General features: G+C 70.1%; 19 protein-coding genes. 10 read left to right on the top strand and 9 right to left on the bottom strand.

All coding sequences use genetic code 11. The features are described 5' to 3' along the window. Positions 1-70: 70 nt before the first annotated feature. Both GFH49_RS09535 and GFH49_RS09530 read right to left on the bottom strand, forming a co-directional pair. Positions 71-706 (bottom strand): response regulator transcription factor, encoded by a 636-nt coding sequence (locus tag GFH49_RS09535; RefSeq protein ID WP_155055385.1) that lies wholly within the window; start codon positions 704-706, stop codon positions 71-73. Further along, complete coding sequence (locus tag GFH49_RS09530) at positions 703-2,007, bottom strand: sensor histidine kinase (RefSeq protein WP_155055384.1); 1,305 nt, start codon at positions 2,005-2,007, stop codon at positions 703-705. Before GFH49_RS09530 ends, GFH49_RS09535 begins: the two co-directional genes overlap by 4 nt. A gap of 216 nt (positions 2,008-2,223) precedes the next feature. On the opposite strand from GFH49_RS09530, the gene GFH49_RS09525 reads away from it, so the two are divergent. The 5 genes from GFH49_RS09525 (at position 2,224) to GFH49_RS09505 (ending at position 7,010) form a co-directional block, all read left to right on the top strand. Beyond that, positions 2,224-2,427 (top strand): hypothetical protein, encoded by a 204-nt coding sequence (locus GFH49_RS09525; protein WP_155055383.1) that lies wholly within the window; start codon positions 2,224-2,226, stop codon positions 2,425-2,427. A 53-nt stretch (positions 2,428-2,480) separates the two neighbouring features. Beyond that, positions 2,481-4,208, top strand: a complete 1,728-nt coding sequence (locus GFH49_RS09520) for a molybdopterin-dependent oxidoreductase (RefSeq protein ID WP_155055382.1) — start codon at positions 2,481-2,483, stop codon at positions 4,206-4,208. Between the two features lie 317 nt (positions 4,209-4,525). After that, positions 4,526-5,248 (top strand): dienelactone hydrolase family protein, encoded by a 723-nt coding sequence (locus GFH49_RS09515; RefSeq protein ID WP_155055381.1) that lies wholly within the window; start codon positions 4,526-4,528, stop codon positions 5,246-5,248. A gap of 99 nt (positions 5,249-5,347) precedes the next feature. After that, on the top strand, positions 5,348-5,557 hold the full coding sequence (locus GFH49_RS09510; protein WP_155055380.1) for a hypothetical protein: 210 nt from the start codon (positions 5,348-5,350) through the stop codon (positions 5,555-5,557). A 142-nt stretch (positions 5,558-5,699) separates the two neighbouring features. Continuing rightward, a complete protein-coding gene (locus tag GFH49_RS09505) occupies positions 5,700-7,010 on the top strand; it encodes a phytase (RefSeq protein ID WP_155055379.1) in 1,311 nt (436 codons plus the stop codon). A gap of 128 nt (positions 7,011-7,138) precedes the next feature. On the opposite strand, the gene GFH49_RS09500 is transcribed toward GFH49_RS09505, so the two are convergent. Both GFH49_RS09500 and GFH49_RS09495 read right to left on the bottom strand, forming a co-directional pair. Continuing rightward, positions 7,139-8,536, bottom strand: a complete 1,398-nt coding sequence (locus GFH49_RS09500) for a HAMP domain-containing sensor histidine kinase (RefSeq protein WP_155055378.1) — start codon at positions 8,534-8,536, stop codon at positions 7,139-7,141. Beyond that, positions 8,537-9,277 (bottom strand): response regulator transcription factor, encoded by a 741-nt coding sequence (locus GFH49_RS09495; RefSeq protein ID WP_155055377.1) that lies wholly within the window; start codon positions 9,275-9,277, stop codon positions 8,537-8,539. It lies immediately after the preceding gene. A gap of 343 nt (positions 9,278-9,620) precedes the next feature. Between GFH49_RS09495 and GFH49_RS09490 the strand changes: the two genes are divergently transcribed. Then, entirely contained in the window at positions 9,621-10,163 is a 543-nt protein-coding gene (locus GFH49_RS09490) for a GNAT family N-acetyltransferase (protein WP_155055376.1), read from the top strand. Between the two features lie 65 nt (positions 10,164-10,228). Here the strand turns inward: GFH49_RS09490 and GFH49_RS09485 are convergent, their stop codons facing one another. Then, positions 10,229-11,113: an NADP-dependent oxidoreductase gene (locus tag GFH49_RS09485; protein ID WP_155055375.1), complete on the bottom strand. Its 885-nt coding sequence runs from the start codon at positions 11,111-11,113 to the stop codon at positions 10,229-10,231. A gap of 124 nt (positions 11,114-11,237) precedes the next feature. Here GFH49_RS09485 and GFH49_RS09480 point away from each other — a divergent pair, with 124 nt between their 5' ends. Then, complete coding sequence (locus GFH49_RS09480) at positions 11,238-11,648, top strand: winged helix-turn-helix transcriptional regulator (RefSeq protein WP_155055374.1); 411 nt, start codon at positions 11,238-11,240, stop codon at positions 11,646-11,648. Between the two features lie 37 nt (positions 11,649-11,685). Here the strand turns inward: GFH49_RS09480 and GFH49_RS09475 are convergent, their stop codons facing one another. Together GFH49_RS09475 and GFH49_RS09470 are read right to left on the bottom strand one after the other, a co-directional pair. Then, positions 11,686-12,159, bottom strand: coding sequence for a MarR family winged helix-turn-helix transcriptional regulator (locus GFH49_RS09475; RefSeq protein ID WP_155055373.1), 474 nt, complete (start codon positions 12,157-12,159; stop codon positions 11,686-11,688). A gap of 103 nt (positions 12,160-12,262) precedes the next feature. Continuing rightward, positions 12,263-12,733, bottom strand: coding sequence for a hypothetical protein (locus GFH49_RS09470; protein ID WP_155055372.1), 471 nt, complete (start codon positions 12,731-12,733; stop codon positions 12,263-12,265). A 125-nt stretch (positions 12,734-12,858) separates the two neighbouring features. Between GFH49_RS09470 and GFH49_RS09465 the strand changes: the two genes are divergently transcribed. Next, a complete protein-coding gene (locus GFH49_RS09465) occupies positions 12,859-13,194 on the top strand; it encodes a YnfA family protein (protein ID WP_155055371.1) in 336 nt (111 codons plus the stop codon). 63 nt (positions 13,195-13,257) lie between these two features. Here the strand turns inward: GFH49_RS09465 and GFH49_RS09460 are convergent, their stop codons facing one another. Then, positions 13,258-13,695, bottom strand: coding sequence for an ester cyclase (locus GFH49_RS09460; RefSeq protein WP_155055370.1), 438 nt, complete (start codon positions 13,693-13,695; stop codon positions 13,258-13,260). A gap of 186 nt (positions 13,696-13,881) precedes the next feature. On the opposite strand from GFH49_RS09460, the gene GFH49_RS09455 reads away from it, so the two are divergent. Together GFH49_RS09455 and GFH49_RS39315 are read left to right on the top strand one after the other, a co-directional pair. Then, complete coding sequence (locus tag GFH49_RS09455) at positions 13,882-14,649, top strand: SDR family NAD(P)-dependent oxidoreductase (RefSeq protein ID WP_155055369.1); 768 nt, start codon at positions 13,882-13,884, stop codon at positions 14,647-14,649. After that, positions 14,649-14,819, top strand: a complete 171-nt coding sequence (locus GFH49_RS39315) for a hypothetical protein (RefSeq protein WP_196217908.1) — start codon at positions 14,649-14,651, stop codon at positions 14,817-14,819. The genes GFH49_RS09455 and GFH49_RS39315 overlap by 1 nt, the downstream gene beginning before the upstream one ends. 19 nt (positions 14,820-14,838) lie before the next feature. Here the strand turns inward: GFH49_RS39315 and GFH49_RS09450 are convergent, their stop codons facing one another. Continuing rightward, entirely contained in the window at positions 14,839-16,032 is a 1,194-nt protein-coding gene (locus GFH49_RS09450; protein WP_155055368.1) for an RtcB family protein, read from the bottom strand. Positions 16,033-16,187: the final 155 nt, after the last annotated feature.

The following is a 16,187-nucleotide window of genomic DNA, read 5'->3' as shown; positions in this document are numbered from 1 at the left end:
CCCCGCTCCTTCCGCCCAGCATCACCACCCACACAGCAGACGCTCACCGTCGCGAGGGTTGGAGGAGGGCTCACTGGTGCGGTGAGGTGAGGATGCCGCGGGAGAGGGCGACGGTGACGGCTGCGGTGCGGTCGTTGACACCCAGCTTGACGAACGTTCGCAGCAGGTGGGTCTTCACCGTCGCTTCACCGATGTACAGCTGCCGGCCGATCTCGCTGTTGGACAGACCGCGCGCGACGAGGCCGAGCACCTGCACCTCACGGGGGGTGAGATGCTCCCCGGCCGGCGCCTGCATGTGAGTCACCAGCCGGGCGGCCACCGGCGGGGCGAGGACGGTTTCGCCGCGGGCGGCCGCCCGGATCGCCTCGGTCAGGGTGCCGATCGGGGTGTCCTTGAGCAGGTACCCGGTGGCGCCGGCCTCGATCGCCGGCAGGATGTCGGCGTCACCTTCGAAGGTGGTCAGCACGATCACGCGAATGCCGGGGTGCTCCTGGCGGATGCGCGCCGTCGCGGTGGCACCGTCGGTACCCGGCATCCGCAGGTCCATCAGGACGACGTCCGGGCGTGCCGCGGCGGCGAGGACGACCGCTTCGTCGCCGGAGTCGGCCTCGCCGACGACCCGCAGGTCGTCGTAGGACTCCAGCATGCCGCGGAGGCCGAAGCGTACGACGGGATGGTCGTCGACGATCAGGATGTTGACGGTCATCGGTCCGGTTCCGCCCGCTCGGTGATCGGACGTGGAGCGGCGGGAGCGTCGGGAGCGTCGGGTGCAGTGCTGAGATCAGGCACTGGCTGCAGGCCGCGCGCCGCCCTCCCGGCCGGGGCCGGCGGCAGCTCGACCCGTACCGTGGTGCCCTGGCCAGGAGTCGATCGCACCGTGCACGTTCCGCCGAGGCTGGTGGCGCGCGTGCGAATTCCGGGCAGGCCGTACCCACCGCGGACGGCGGCGGGGTCGAAGCCCCGGCCGTCATCGGTCACGGCCAGCGTGGTGAGGCCGTTTTCGCAGCGCAGGTCGATCCGTACCGTCGTGGCCCCGGCGTACTTGCCGACGTTGGCCAGGGCCTCCTGCGCGGTGCGCAGCAGGGCGATGTCGGTGCCGACAGGTGCGCCGGACCGTTCGCCGACGATCGACACCTCGACGCGCGTGCCCGTGTCGCGCGTATGCCGGGCGGCGAGCCGGTCCAGCGCGTCCGCGAGGCTGCGGCCGGTCAGGTCGACCGGGGCCAGCGCGGCGATCAGCGAGCGTGCCTCCGCGAGGTTCTCGCGGGCGGTCTTCTCCAGGATGTCGAGCTGGCCATCGGCGGCCGTCGGATTACGGCGCAGGGTCGTCCGTGCGGCCTGGGCGAGCATGAGGATGCTGGTGAAGCCCTGTGCCAGGGTGTCGTGGATCTCTACGGCCAGGCGTTCGCGTTCGGCATGGACGCCTGCCTCGTGGCCCGCGCGTGCCAGCGCGGCCCGGGTCCGGGTCAGTTCCTCGATCAGCTCGGCACGCCGGCGGTTCTGCTCGCGGATGCCCGTCAGATAGGCGCCCACGAGGATCGTCACGATCATGGGTACCAGAACGGTCACGCCGACCGTCGCCACCGTGTAGCGGCTGACTCCCATCCGGGCCAGCATGGCCCAGGCGAGTTCGGCGTAGAGGATCAGCAACAGCGGTATGCGCACCCGCCACCTCGTGACCATCACGAACAGCTGTGGGCAGAGCGCGAACAGCAGGGCGCCGCCGATCGGGGCGATGGCGAGCAGGAGCGGGAAGGCAACCGCCAGGAGGACGAAGTAGGCCACGCCCCAACGCTCGTCGCTGTTCTCCATGGCCCGCGGAGCGACCAGGGCGTACCAGGCGACGATGACGGCGAGCGTGCCGAGAGCGAGCAGGCGTTGTCCGAGCGACACGGCGACATCGGCCGCTGTGGCGACGGCGAGAGGTAACGCGACGGCGCCGACGAGGACATGCCACCCGACGCGGTAACGGGATCCGAAGTCGACGACGGTGCTGCGCACTGCCACGTCCTGCCCACCTTCGCGCGCCGGGATCTGACCGCCAGTCTACGAGCGCCCCTGTCCAGGGTGCCCGGCTCGGCGCCGGGGAAGGTCCACGCACCGGTGGAGCCGTGGGTACGTCGATCGGTTGACAAGGGGTCCAACGAAGCGTTGTAGCCGCTGCGGCCACACAACCGGCACGCTCGTTGTCGAGACCCTCGGCTCCACATCTGGAGGTATCCCGTGAAGCGGAACTGGCTCGTCTTCGTCCTCGGCGCACTGTTCATCCTTTTCGGCGTGCTCTGGACCTTGCAGGGAACCGACGTCATGGGGGGCTCGTCGATGAGCGGCGTGACGCTGTGGGCGGTCGTCGGGCCCATCGTGGTGATCGCCGGTCTGGTCATGCTGGGGGTCGGCTTCGCCCGGCGGCGCCGGATCAGCCGATGAGCGCCTGCCCATGCCTGACGTCGGTATGACGGCTGAGAAGTGAAGGCTGAGAAGTGAGGGCTGAGAAGACAGGCCGGGCTGCCCCGGACAGGCCGCCCAAGCAGTGGTACGGCGAGCTCGCGGGCGTCGCGGCCACCGCGCTCGCCCTGGGCGTCGGTGAGTTGGTGGCAGCCGCGACGGGCGGGCCCTCATCGCCCCTCGTAGCGGTAGGCGGCGTCGCCGTGGACCATACGCCGACTCCCGTCAAGGAGTTCGCCGTCACGGTGTTCTACACGTACGACAAGCTGGCGCTGCAGGCGGGAATCGTGCTGGTGCTGGCAGTCTTCGCCGCGTTCGTCGGTGTACTGACCATGCGCCGGCTCTGGTACGGGCTGGCCGGTGTCGCTCTGTTCGGCGTGATCGGCGTCCTCTCGTCAGCCACCCGGGCCAGCGCCACATGGGCGTATCCGCTGCCGTCGGTGGCCGGTGCACTGGCCGCCGCCGGCCTTCTGATGCTGCTGCGCCGGAACCTGCCGGGCCGTGCGGCGGTGTCGGCGCAGGAGCTGCGGGCCCCGGAGGCCCCGGATGCCTCGGAGGCCCCGGAGGCCCTGGGGGAAGGCACCGGCCCGGACACGGATGTGGCGGCGCAGGAGGCCCCGGATGCCCCGACCCCCGTGCAGGGCACCCCTTCGCCGTCGTCGGATGCCGGCGTCCCGGTGGTGGAGGGCGCGCGGCCGCTACCGGACCGGAGACGGTTTCTCGTGCTGGCGTACGGGGCGATCGGTGCGGCCGCGGTGGCCGTCGCGGGCGGACGCCGGCTCTGGGCACAGCGTGTGGCCGCGGCCCGGGACGCGGTGGTCCTTCCGTCCCCGTCGAGTCCGGCACGGCCCTTGCCCGCCAACGTCTCCGCCGGCGTGTCCGGGGTGGATTCCTTCGTGACCAGGAACGCGGACTTCTACCGGATCGACACCGCATTGACGGTGCCGCTTGTGGAACCGGATGACTGGCAGCTGAGGATTCATGGTCGGGTGAAACGGCAGCTGACGTTGACGTACGACCAGTTGCTGGCACGGCCGATGGTGGAGCGGTACATCACGCTGGCGTGTGTGTCCAATGAGGTCGGCGGCTCGTTGATCGGCAACGCGCGATGGTTGGGGGTACCGGTCAAGGACCTGCTGGACGAGGTCGAGCCGGACGAGGGAGCGGATCAGGTGGTGAGCCGTTCCGTGGACGGCTACACGGCCGGCACGCCCACGGCGGCGTTGCGTGACGGGCGGGACGCGTTGCTGGCGGTCGGGATGAACGGTGAGCCGCTGCCGGTCGAGCACGGGTTTCCGGTCCGGATGGTGGTGCCCGGGCTGTACGGATACGTATCGGCGACGAAGTGGCTGACGGAGCTGGAGCTGAGCAGTTTCTCGGACTTCAGCGCCTACTGGGTACGGCGGGACTACGCGGCGAAGGCCCCGGTGAAGACACAGTCCCGGATCGACACACCGTCCTCGGGCAAGCAGTTGGAGCGGGGTCCGGTGATGGTGGCCGGGGTGGCATGGGCACAGCATCGCGGCGTGTCCGCGGTAGAGGTCCGCGTGGATGACGGACCGTGGCAGCAGGCACGGCTCGCGGCGGTGCCGTCGGCGGACACATGGCGGCAGTGGAGCTGGCTGTGGCAGGCCACGTCCGGCGAGCATCGGCTGCAGGTACGCGCCACCGACAACACCGGCGAGGTGCAGACCGGGCGGGAGCACGAGCCGCTTCCCGACGGAGCAACCGGCTGGCACACGATCAATGTCAAGGTCGACTGAGAGATTCCGCATCATGTTCCCCGGAGGGGTCGTCAGGTGGCCAGGGGCACAGCCGCTGGCGCCGAGAACGATCATGGTCCGGCTGGTAGCCGGACCGGCGTTGACACGACGCGGCTCCGCTGCATCCGGTCACGGAGCCTCCGCGAAAACCCGTGGCGGAGCACGGCGGCCACTGCTACTTTTCCGGAGGCCGTGCCAGAGACGAGGAGGTGGTATCTGTGAACGCAGTACCGACATGGGTGCTCCCCTCCGGGGTCACGGTCGGGCGATAGGTCGTCCGGGAGCGCCGTTCCAGAGCCCTCCCGAAAGGCACGACCATGCACTTCACGTCCGGACAGCGCCTCGACGACGGCGTCCTCGAACGCGAATTCACTCTCGGCGAGATCCCCGGCACGCTGTGGACGCCTGGATCCACCGCACCCGCCCCGCTGATCCTGATGGCCCACAACAACGGCCTGCCCAAAGCGGAACCCCGGCTGGTGGCCCGGGCCCGGCACACCACGGCGTACGGCTACGCGGTGGCCTCCATCGACGCTGCCGGGTGCGGTGACCGGCCCCGCTCCGCCGCCGACGAGCAGAGACGCGCCGACCTCCGCCGGGCGATACAGGCCGGCGAGCCGGTCGACGAGATCTTCGAGTCCGTCGTCGGCCCACTGGTCGAAAAAGCGGTCCCGGAATGGCAGACCACCCTGGACACCCTCCTTGCACTGCCCGAGATCGCCGGCCCGGTCGGGTACTCGGGGTGGACCGCCCTCGGCATCCGCCTTGCGGTGGCCGAACCGCGCATCACGGCCGCCGGCTTCTTCGCCGGGGGTTACGTGCCCCGCGCCCAGCGCGAGGAGGCCCGGCAGGTCACCATTCCGCTGCTGCTCCTGCTGCAGTGGGACGACGAAGGCAATCCCCGGCAACGGGCCTTGGACCTCTTCGACGCCTTCGGCACCAAGGAGAAAACCCTGCACGCCAATATGGGCGGACACACCGGCACCCCGTGGTTCGAACTGGAGGACGGCTGCCGGTTCTACGACCGGCACCTGAAGTGAGGCCGCGCCCTCGGGCCGACCGCAGACCGCAGACCGCAGGCGATAGGCGATAGGCGACTGGCGATAGGCGATAGGCGATAGGCAATTGGCGATTGGCGATTGGCGATTGGCAGTGTCGGTCAGGAGGCCGACCCCCTGTTTCCGGCGTACGACGACGGGGCCGAGCCGTTGGCGCTCGGCTGGCCGTCGGGCGAGCCCATGGCCCCGCCGCAGGTTCTGGAGCGGTTGGAGAGCCGGTTCGGGCTGTGGGTGCCGAAGCGCTCCGAGGGGGAGCGGCTGCTGGCAGCGGGTCTGTCGCCGGACCGATGAATTCCGCCTGCTGCCGCGGTTGTTGCTGAGGCGGACCGTGGAGTCACATGTGACGTCTTCCGGACAGCCGACGTACCCCTGGGCGCCAACTTCCCCACCCACTATCGGCATGTCCGTGACACCCCTGACATAAGGAAGACCCGTGACTACGACGCCCCGCGCCGCACGCAGAGCCGCCGCCCTCGCCGCCGGTACCGCACTGGCCACCCTCCTCGCGGCGTCCCCGGCGGGGGCGGACGCCGAGTTGCCGGTGGTGACCGCGCGCAGCGAGTCCGCGCCGCTCTTCGACGACGAGGCCGGCGGCAACTCCGACGCCGACGACCCGGCGATCTGGCGGAACCCCGCCGACCCCGGGCGCAGCCTCGTCGTGGCGACCGCCAAGGAGGGCGGTCTGCGGGTCTACGGCCTGGATGCGCGCCTGGTGCAGTCGGTCGCCGCGCCGAAGCCGCCGTCCGAGGACGACGCGCCGGGCCGGTACAACAACGTGGACCTCGTCACCGGCCTGCGCACCTCCGCCGGCCGGGCCGATGTCGCGGTGGTCAGCGACCGCGGCAACGACCGCCTGCGGATCTACCGCATCGACGCCTCCCGCCCGGACGCCCCGCTGACCGACATCACCGACCCGGCCGCCGCCCCGGTGTTCTCCGCCGACCAGGGCGAGATCAACGACCAGCACACGGCGTACGGCCTGGCCACCTGGAAGGACAAGGCCAGCGGCCGTACGTACGCCCTCGTCAGCCAGCGGGAGCGCACCCGCCTCGCCCTGCTCGAACTCGTACCGGCCGCGAACGGCAAGGTCGGCTACCGCAAGGTCCGCACCCTCGACCTCCCCTCCTCCTTCCGCCTCCCGGACGGCACGGCCTGGACCCCCTGCCTGGAGCCCGGCGAACTCCCGCAGGTCGAGGGCATGGTCGTCGACCCGGCCACCGGCACGCTGTACGCCGGCCAGGAGGACATCGGCATCTGGCGGCTGCGCGCCGACCTCACCGGCACGCCCGTCCTGATCGACAAGGTCAGGGAGTACGGCGTCCCGGGCACCTACGACGAGGAGACCGAGGAGTGCACGCCCGGCGCCGACCCCGGCTTCGGCGGCGAGCACCTCTCGGCCGACGTCGAGGGCCTGACGCTGCTGACGGAACGGGACGGCGACGGCTACCTCCTCGCTTCCAGCCAGGGCGACAACACCTTCGCCCTGTACGACCGCGAGGTCGGCGACGACAACGGATACAACGAATACGAGGGCGGGTTCAGGGTCGGCGCCGCGTCCTCGACCCTCGACAGCGTGGAGGAGTCCGACGGCGCCGCCGTCCTCAACTCCCCGCTGGACAGCCGCTATCCGCGCGGCCTCCTCGTCGTCCAGGACGGCGACGAGACCCCGGCCGAGCAGGACCGCACGGCCACGGGCTTCAAGTTCGTCGACCTGGGCGCGGTGGTGGACGCCGCGGACAGGTGAGGGCATGAGGGCCTGAGGTCGCGTACGGCCGCCGGTACCGTCCGGCGGCCGTACAAAGCAGTGGACATGGATCGCGTGATCGCCAGACTGGCTCCATGACCGCATCCGACGCCAAGGCCGACCTCCACTTACGCGCCCCCACCCACCGTGAACCCGATCACCGCCCCGCCCCCCTCCCGCCGTACGGCGAACGGCGCACCCCCATGCGCCAACGCCACCTCCCGCACGATCGACAACCCCAGCCCCGACCCCGGCAGGGACCGCGCGTCCGCGGCCCGGTAGAACCGGTCGAAGATCCGCATCAGGTCCTCGTCCGCGATACCGGACCCACGATCAAGGACCTCGACCCGGATCGTGCCGGGCAGAGCGGGCCCGGAGACGACGATCTCGATCGGCGCCGCCTTCTCCCGGTCGAACTTCGTCGCGTTCTCGACGAGATTGGACAGCGCCCGCTGCAACATCCCCGGCCGCCCGTCGGTCGACGTGTCCCCGCTCGCCCGCACCACGATCTCCCGACCGGACCGCCGCCGCGCCAGCCCCGCGACGTCCTCCGCGATATCGGCGAGATCGACCCGCTGCGGCGGCTCCGTGTCCGACTGCCCGGCCGCCAGATCCACCAGCTCATTGACCAGATCGGTCAGTTCACGTGCCTCCTGGCCGAGATCGGCGACCAGTTCGTCCCGCGCCCCGGCCGGCAGCTCATCGATCCGTCTGAGCAGAGAGATGTTCGTACGCAGCGAGGTCAGCGGTGTCCGCAGCTCATGCCCCGCGTCCTGCACCAGCCGCCGCTGGTCCTCCTCGGACTGGGCCAGCCGGCCGAGCATGCGGTCGAAGGCGCGGCCGAGGCGGCCCACTTCGTCGTAGCCGGTGACGGGCACCTGGATGCCGAGCCGGCGGGTGCGGGCGACGTCCTCGGCGGCGGAGGTGAGCAGCACCAGGCGGCGCGTGATGCGCCGCGCCAGCCACCAGCCGAACAGCCCCGCGCCGACGACGACCGCGGCCATCAGGATCAGCGTCCGCTGCTGCAGCGCCCGCAGCAGGTCCTCGGTGTCGCTGAACTCCTGCGCCACCTGCACCGCTCCCCGCCCGCCGCCGAGCGCGACGGTCGCGATCCGGTACACGTCGTTCCCGACGTCGACGTCCGCGTGCTCGGTCAGCGCCCCGGCGGTGGCGCGGGCGGCGATGCGCCGGTCGGCGCCGGTGACGGGCAGCCCCGGACTGCCGGGGTCGACCACGGCACCGTCCGGCCCCAGCACCTGCACATCGGTCCGGGCGGGCCGTACGAGATCATGTCCCGGCGCCGAGGACGAGAAGTCCTCCGGCGTCATCCGCTGCTGCTCCAGCGTGCCCCGCAGATCCTGCACGACCTCGTCGAACACGGACTGCTGGTCCACCCGGACGAGCCGGGCCGCGGCGTTGTACGACAGGAAGCCGACCAGGAGGGTGACCGCGGCGGTCACGGCCGCGAACGACACCGCGAACGTCGTCCGCAGCGACAGCAGCCTCAGCCGCCGGGGCCGTACCACTCAGTGCTCCCGCAGCACGTAACCCACGCCCCGCACCGTGTGGATCAGCTGCGGCGCACCCGGTTCGTCGAGCTTGCGGCGCAGATAGCCGACGTACACGGCGAGGTTTTTCGAGCCCGGCCCGAAGTCGTAGCCCCAGATACGGTCGTAGATCGTGGAGTGGTCGAGCACGATGCCCGCGTTGCGCACCAGCAGCTCCAGCAGCTCGAACTCGGTGCGCGTCAGCTCCAGCTCCCGCTGCCCACGCCACGCCCGCCGCGCCTGTACGTCGATCCGCAGCCCGGCGGCCTCGATCAACCGCCCCGGAGGCTGCGCTTCCGTCTCCGCCGGGACCGGGACTTGGACTGGGACCGGGACCACTTCGGCGGGGGCAGGGCCGGTCCTGCGCAGCAGCGCCCGCAGCCGCGCGAAGACCTCCTCGACATCGAACGGCTTGACGACATAGTCGTCGGCGCCGGCGTCCAGCCCCGCGATCCGGTCCTGCGTCTCCACCAGCGCCGTCAGCATCAGGATCGGCGTCCGGTCGCCCTCCGCCCGCAGCACCCGGCACACCTGGAGACCGTCGATCCCCGGCATCATCACATCCAGCACCAGCACGTCCGGCGGCGTGCGATGCGCCTGCGCCAGCGCCTCCACTCCGTCGGCGACCGCGGTGACCTGGTAGCCCTCCAGAGTCAGGGCCCGTTCCAGGGCGTGACGGATGGCGCGGTCGTCTTCGGCGAGCAGAACAGTCTGGGGCACGCGTCCATAGTGGCAAAAGGCGGGGATCGTACGACCTGATGAGCGGCCCTTCGAGGATCCTTCTTACGAACGTCTCACCCTGCCGGACGCAACGCGTCCGGTGCCCAGCGCTCCGCTGGAAGTCCGGTGCGTCGGCCGGCCGCGGGTCCGCCGTCGCTGGTCGCGCCCGCGCGGCGGTAGCCGCACATCGACACATCGCTCAGCCGGTCGGGTAGGCCAGAAGAGCCGGCGCCCGGTGCGGGTCCCGCCCGGTCCGCGCGACCGATGACTCCCGCCGCCACTTCAGCTGAGGCGGCCTCATATTCGTTTGCCGCCGACCGGACCGGTTGGATAGGAAGCTTGCATGCTGAGAGGGAGCAAGGTGGGGCTCAGGGCCCGGCATGAGGACGACATACCGGTCCTGCAGGCCGAGCTGCATGACGACGTGGTCAACGCCTCGCGGGCCGGAGGCCGGCCGTGGCGGCCGATCACGCCCGGCTCGAAGGACGCGCAGTTCGCAGTGGACGACAAGGAACAGGGACACGTCCCGTTCTCCGTGGTGGAACTGGACGGCGGCACACTGGTCGGCGCCACGCAGCTGTGGGGCATCGACACCCACAACCGGTCCGCGCACATCGGCCTCGGGCTGCTGCCGTCCTCCCGGGGCAAGGGCTACGGCACCGACGTCGTCGCGGTGCTGTGCCACTACGGTTTCGTCGTGCGCGGCCTGCAGCGGCTGCAGATCGAGACGCTGTCGGACAACATCGCGATGCAGCGCTCCGCCGAGCGCAACGGCTTCGTCCGCGAGGGCGTGCTGCGCTCCTCAGCCTGGGTGATGGGCGAGTTCCTGGACGAGGTCGTGTTCGGACTCCTCGCCCAGGACTGGAAACCGGACGCGAAGAACTAGCACCAGTCAGCTCACCCAGGCGAACAACCAGCCCCAGGGAACCGAACCCTCAAGGCACCAGACCCTCAAGGCACCAGCACAATCCGCCCCCGCACCCCACCCTCCGCCAGCCGGCCGTGCGCCTTCGCCGCCTCGTCCAGGCGGTACGTCTCGGCGACGCGGAAAGTCAGCACCCCGTCGTCCACCAGCCGCACCAGCTCCGCCAGCCGCGCCCCGTCGGTTCCGACCTGGACCGCGCCGACCCGCACCCCGCGCACGGACGCCGGTGCGCCCTGGGGGATGACGCCGACGTACGCGCCTCCGTCCCGCACCCGCTCCAGCGCCGCCGCCGCGAGGTTCGCCGCGTCGAGTACGGCATCGAAGCCGCCCCCGTCACCGGTCGTGAAGTGGGCCGCCCCCAGGGACCGTACGAGTGCCTCGTCCTTCTCCCGGGCCAGCGCGGTCACGGATATCCCCCGGTGCGCGGCGAGTTGGACGGCGTACCCGCCGACCGCGCCCGCGGCGCCCGTCACCAGGAGCGACTGATCCGGCGTCAACTCCAGCTGGTCCAGGGCCTGTACGGCGGTCAGGGCGTTCAGCGGAAGCGTGGCGGCGTGGACGGCGTCGACGCTCGCCGGTGCCTTCGCCACCGCGTCCGAGTCGAGGACGACGTACTCGGCGTGCGTGCCCAGCGGCTTCACCGGGCCGTTGTGCAGGGCCACCACCTCGTCGCCGACCCGCCACCCGCTCCCCTCACCGATCGCGTCGACGGTCCCGGCCACATCCCAGCCGAACCCGAACCGCTCACGCGCGCGGCCGAAGACGCCCACGCGCACCGCCGCGTCCACGGGGTTGAGCGCGGCCGCCGCCACCTTGATCCGCACCTGCCCCGCGCCGGGCTCCGGCACCTCGGTCTCCACGACCTCCACGGCCTCGGGCCCGCCGAACGTCGTCACCACAACAGCTCGCATGACCGATAGCTCCCCATCGTCACTGTCAGCACGGGTATCTCCCCTGCCACAGCAACCCTAGGGAGAGCTACTATCCATAAGTAAGTAGTTACCCGAAGGTGCGTACGTATCCCCGAGGTGAGCCATGGCGACCAAGACCGCGGCCCAGCGGCGCGAAGAAGCCCGCGTCGAATACGACGCGTTCATCCGCGGCTGCCCCACCCACCAGCTCCTCGGCCGCATCAGCGACAAGTGGGTCGGCCTGGTCCTCTCCGCCCTCTCCTCCGGCCCCATGCGCTACAGCGACCTCGGCCGCAAGATCCCCGGGGTGAGCCCCAAGATGCTCACCCAGACCCTGCGCTCACTGGAACGCGACGGCCTCCTCACCCGCAAGGTCACCCCGTCCGTCCCCGTCCGCGTGGACTACGAAGTCACCCCGCTGGGCGCCAGCCTGTCCCACATGCTCACCGCGGTGAAGGACTGGGCGGAGACCCACATCGATCAGGTCCACGAGGCACGGAAGCGGTACGACGCGGAGAACCTGCGCCTGCGTTGAATCAGCGACTACCGCAGCGACAGGCACCCAGCGGAGCTCACGGCGTCTCGGCCCGCAGCCGTGCGATCTGCTCCCCGCTGAACTCCACCGTCCGCCTCATGTGCCCGATGATCAGGGCGAGTTCGGCATCGTCCAGATCGTCGAAGAGGGCCGACCAGCCGCCGCTCAGCCGCTCCCACATCCGCCCGAACTCGGCGCTCTTCTCCGGCACGGTCGCCACCAGCACCCGCCGCCGGTCACTCGCGTCCCGCTCCCGGACCACGTACCCCGCCTTCTCCAGCCGGTCCACCAGCCGCGTCGCCGAACCGGTCGTCAGCCCCGTCAGCTCCGCGATCCGGCCCGTCGTCACCGGGCCGCCCTCCAGCGTGAGCAGGCTCAGGCACTGCAGATCGGTGGGGTGCAGGCCGAGACGGTCGGCGACGGCCTGGTTGAACAGGGCGTACGAGGCCATGTAACGGCGGGACACCGCGGACAGCTCCTGGAGCAGCCGCGCCCGTGCATCGCCCGTCATCCCGCCCGCTCCTTTCATCTGCGCCGCGCAGAGATCGTGCGACGCAGCAGTCGCCGCACCGCTGGATCTAGAAGCAGTACTGGATCCAGAAGTGGTACCGGATCTAGAAGTAGTACTCGTCCCCGGTGTCCAGCACCAGCACCCGCTGCGGGTCGTTGTCCAGGTGGCGGTCCGCCGTCGCGCCGTACCACGCGGTGTCGATCTCCAGCAGCACCTCCGACGGCGCCTCCCGCAGCCGCACCCGCAGACTCATCGGCTCGCCCGCCCCCTTCGCGGCCAGCGCCCCCACCCCGCACAGCACCGCCCGCTCCCCGGAGCGCGCACATCCGTCCGGCAGCGTCTGCCGGTCGGCGAGCGGCTCCGACCAGAGCAACCGCACCGACGCGTCGGGCACGGCGACCGGCCCTTGGTTGCGCGGAGTGAACCGTACGTCGACCCGGCCCGCGGCCATGAACACGGCTCCGTGATAGGCGAGGCCGTCCTCGGGGCCGGAGTCGGCGAAAGCGTACGGGGCCGCGCCGCCGATCATCATCAGGGCGGCACCGCACGCCGCCAGCGCCCGCGTCGTTCTCATCCAGCCGACTCCTCACTCCACCGTGGCGGTACGGATGTATGCCATGTATCCCACGCGGAGCGGGCCGCAGGCGCCGTCCAACAGGTGACGCGGGCACCAGGAAGAGGCCGTGCGAAGCTGCCGGCATGTTCGTCCTCCGCTCCGCCGCCCTCTTCGTCCTCGCCGCGCTGTTCGAGATCGGCGGCGCCTGGCTGGTCTGGCAGGGCCTGCGCGAGCACCGCGGCTGGCTGTGGGTCGGCTGCGGCGTCCTCGCCCTCGGCGCCTACGGCTTCGTCGCCACCTTCCAGCCCGACGCCCACTTCGGCCGCATCCTCGCCGCGTACGGCGGCGTCTTCGTCGCCGGTTCGATCGCCTGGGGCATGGTCGCCGACGGCTACCGGCCGGACCGCTGGGACGTCGCGGGCGCACTGATCTGCCTCGCGGGCATGGCCGTGATCATGTACGCGCCGCGCGGGCAGTGACGCAGGTGACGAGGTGACGCAGGTGACATAGGTGACGTAGGTGATCTAAGTGCCGTAGCGGACTCAGGTCGGCAGTTCGTCGGGCAGCAGCCCCAGCTGCTCCAGGAACTCCATCTGATCGAAGTAGAGGCGATAACTGACGATCCGGCCGTCCCGGACCGTCGCGAAATCGACCCCGCGGAGCCTGATCTCCTTCTGCGTGGCCGGCAGGGACTCCCCGGAGGGCAGCTGGATCGGTCCGGTGTTCTTGCCGCTGAAGAACCCCTCGTCGATGGCGGTGTCCCCGATCTCGTACGAATACACCGGCTCGTACGTCCCCTCAGGAACCGCGTCCGTCATCTGACGCCAGTACTCGACGATGTGGTCGCGCCCGTGGATCTCCCCGCCGTCCGGCGTGATCGCGACCGCGTCCTCGGCGTAGAGCTCGGCGAGGGCCTTGAGATCCGGCGTCGAGGTGACCGCATCCGTGAGCCGGTCCATGACATCACGAGCTTCGCCCATGATCTGATCCACCTCCTGACTCGGGAGAGGACCACCCACTTCATTGTCCGCCCGGGACCGGCCGTCCCGCTCGCCGGATGTCCCACCCCTCGAACCGGCACCCGGCCGCTGTCTGCGCCCCGCCTATCCTGACCGGAGGCACACAACGAGTACGAACCCCCGATGCCCCGCCCCTGGAGCTGCCGTATGACCCCCGCCGCCGCGTCCCGTATCGCCGTCGTCACCGGTGCCAGCAGCGGAATCGGCGCCGCGACGGCACGGCGGCTGGCGGCCGCGGGCTACCGCGTCGTGCTCACCGCCCGTCGCAAGGACCGCATCGAGGCGCTGGCCGAGGAGATCAACCAGGCGGGTCACTCGGCCACGGCATACGCCCTCGACGTCACCGACCGCGCGGCGGTCGACGAGTTCGCGAGCGCCTTCCGCATGATCGGCGTCCTGATCAACAACGCGGGCGGCGCACTGGGCGCCGACCCGGTCGCGACCGGCGACCCGGCCGACTGGCGCCAGATGTACGAGACGAACGTCATCGGCACCCTGAACCTCACCCAGGCCCTGCTCCCCGCCCTCAGCGCCAGCGGCGACGGCACAGTGGTCGTCGTCTCGTCCACCGCGGGCCACGCCACCTACGAAGGCGGCGCCGGCTACGTCGCCGCCAAACACGGCGTCCACGTCCTCGCCGAAACCCTCCGCCTCGAAATCGTGGGCCAACCGGTCCGCGTCATCGAGATCGCCCCCGGCATGGTCAAGACAGACGAATTCGCACTGACCCGCTTCGACGGCGACCAGGAGAAGGCGGAGAAGGTCTACGAAGGCGTGGCCGAACCCCTGACGGCCGACGACGTGGCCGACACGATCACCTGGACGGTCACCCGCCCCAGCCACGTCAACATCGACCTCCTCGTCGTCCGCCCCCGCGCCCAAGCCTCCAACACCAAGGTGCACAGGGAGTTGTGATGCCAGAACAGGAACAGGAACAGGAACAGGAAAAGAACGACCGCGAACAGCGCCAGCTGGCCCTGGAAAAGAAACGCGAGCGCATCGTCTGGTACTACCTCGCGTACTTCCTCTTCGGCATCCACATCGTGGCGTTCGTGATGATCTATGCGGTGACGCACGCGAAGTAAGAAGGGCTGCCCGGCCCCGTCAACCCTTCACGCACACAACCTGCTTCAGCTTCGCCACGACCTGGACGAGGTCGCGCTGCTGATCGATGACCTGCTCGATCGGCTTGTAGGCACCAGGGATCTCGTCCACGACACCGGAGTCCTTACGGCACTCCACGCCCCGCGTCTGCTCCTCCAGGTCCTTTGTCGAGAACCGCCGCTTCGCCGCGTTCCAGCTCATGCGCCGACCGGCCCCGTGCGAAGCCGAGTTGAACGACTTCTCGTTGCCCAGTCCCGTCACGATGTACGAGCCCGTGCCCATCGAGCCCGGGATGATGCCGTACTCGCCGGTCCTGGCGCTGATCGCACCCTTGCGTGTGACGAGCAGGTCCATGCCCTCGTAGCGCTCGACATTCACATAATTGTGATGGCAGCTGATCTCCGGCTCGAAGGCCGGGTTCGCCTTCTTGAACTCCTTGCGGATCACGTCCTTCAGGAGCGCCATCATGATCGAGCGGTTGTACTTCGCGTACTCCTGCCCCCAGAACAGGTCGTTCCGGTACGCCGCCATCTGCGGGGTGTCCGCCACGAAGACTGCGAGGTCACGGTCAACCAAGCCCTGGTTGTGCGGAAGCTTCTGAGCGACGCCGATGTGATGCTCCGCCAGTTCCTTGCCTATGTTGCGGGAACCGGAGTGCAGCATGAGCCACACCGAACCGGACGCATCTACACAAACCTCGCAGAAGTGGTTGCCGGCTCCGAGTGTCCCCATCTGCAGAGCCGCCCGCTCCCGCCGGAACTTGACCGCTTCCGCAACCCCCTCGAACCGCCCCCAGAAGTCATCCCACCCCCCAGTGGCGAACCCATGGAACCGCCCCGGCTCGACAGGACTGCCATGCATCCCCCGCCCCACCGGAATCGCAGCCTCGATCTTCGACCGCAGCCTCGACAGATCCCCCGGCAGGTCATTGACCGTCAGCGACGTCTTCACCGCCGACATCCCGCACCCGATGTCCACCCCCACCGCCGCGGGACACACAGCCCCCCGCATCGCGATGACGGACCCGACCGTCGCACCCTTCCCGTAGTGGACGTCCGGCATGACCGCAAGCCCCTCGATCCACGGCAGGGTCGCCACGTTGCGCAGCTGCTGAAGCGCGACCTCCTCGACCGTCGCCGGATCGGCCCACATGCGGATCGGTACCTTCGCGCCCGGCATTTCCACGTACGACATATCTGCCTCAATCCCCGTAAGCACAACAGAAGTCTCTCATCGCAAAACCGGCGCCAGGGCCTATGAAAAGGGACAACGGACCGGCGTCCACGGCGTTGCGTGCGATACACATTGTCTCCAGCGGGCACCCCCGCGCGGCAAGCGATTAACCAGCG

Source organism: Streptomyces blattellae, assembly GCF_009709555.1.
GTDB lineage: Bacteria > Actinomycetota > Actinomycetes > Streptomycetales > Streptomycetaceae > Streptomyces > Streptomyces blattellae.
The sequence above is the reverse complement of the archived record's forward strand: the minus strand, read 5'-3'. Positions and strand labels throughout refer to the sequence as shown.

What these genes read in the sequence shown, in the direction of transcription:
- GFH49_RS09535 (WP_155055385.1), bottom strand. Translation starts at nt 706, where the DNA reads ATGACCGTCAACATCCTGATCGTCGACGACCATCCCGTCGTACGCTTC.
- GFH49_RS09515 (WP_155055381.1), top strand. Translation starts at nt 4,526, where the DNA reads ATGCACTTCACGTCCGGACAGCGCCTCGACGACGGCGTCCTCGAACGC.
- GFH49_RS09490 (WP_155055376.1), top strand. Translation starts at nt 9,621, where the DNA reads ATGCTGAGAGGGAGCAAGGTGGGGCTCAGGGCCCGGCATGAGGACGAC.
- GFH49_RS09485 (WP_155055375.1), bottom strand. Translation starts at nt 11,113, where the DNA reads ATGCGAGCTGTTGTGGTGACGACGTTCGGCGGGCCCGAGGCCGTGGAG.
- GFH49_RS09480 (WP_155055374.1), top strand. Translation starts at nt 11,238, where the DNA reads ATGGCGACCAAGACCGCGGCCCAGCGGCGCGAAGAAGCCCGCGTCGAA.
- GFH49_RS09475 (WP_155055373.1), bottom strand. Translation starts at nt 12,159, where the DNA reads ATGACGGGCGATGCACGGGCGCGGCTGCTCCAGGAGCTGTCCGCGGTG.
- GFH49_RS09470 (WP_155055372.1), bottom strand. Translation starts at nt 12,733, where the DNA reads ATGAGAACGACGCGGGCGCTGGCGGCGTGCGGTGCCGCCCTGATGATG.
- GFH49_RS09465 (WP_155055371.1), top strand. Translation starts at nt 12,859, where the DNA reads ATGTTCGTCCTCCGCTCCGCCGCCCTCTTCGTCCTCGCCGCGCTGTTC.
- GFH49_RS09460 (WP_155055370.1), bottom strand. Translation starts at nt 13,695, where the DNA reads ATGGGCGAAGCTCGTGATGTCATGGACCGGCTCACGGATGCGGTCACC.
- GFH49_RS09455 (WP_155055369.1), top strand. Translation starts at nt 13,882, where the DNA reads ATGACCCCCGCCGCCGCGTCCCGTATCGCCGTCGTCACCGGTGCCAGC.
- GFH49_RS39315 (WP_196217908.1), top strand. Translation starts at nt 14,649, where the DNA reads ATGCCAGAACAGGAACAGGAACAGGAACAGGAAAAGAACGACCGCGAA.
- GFH49_RS09450 (WP_155055368.1), bottom strand. Translation starts at nt 16,032, where the DNA reads ATGTCGTACGTGGAAATGCCGGGCGCGAAGGTACCGATCCGCATGTGG.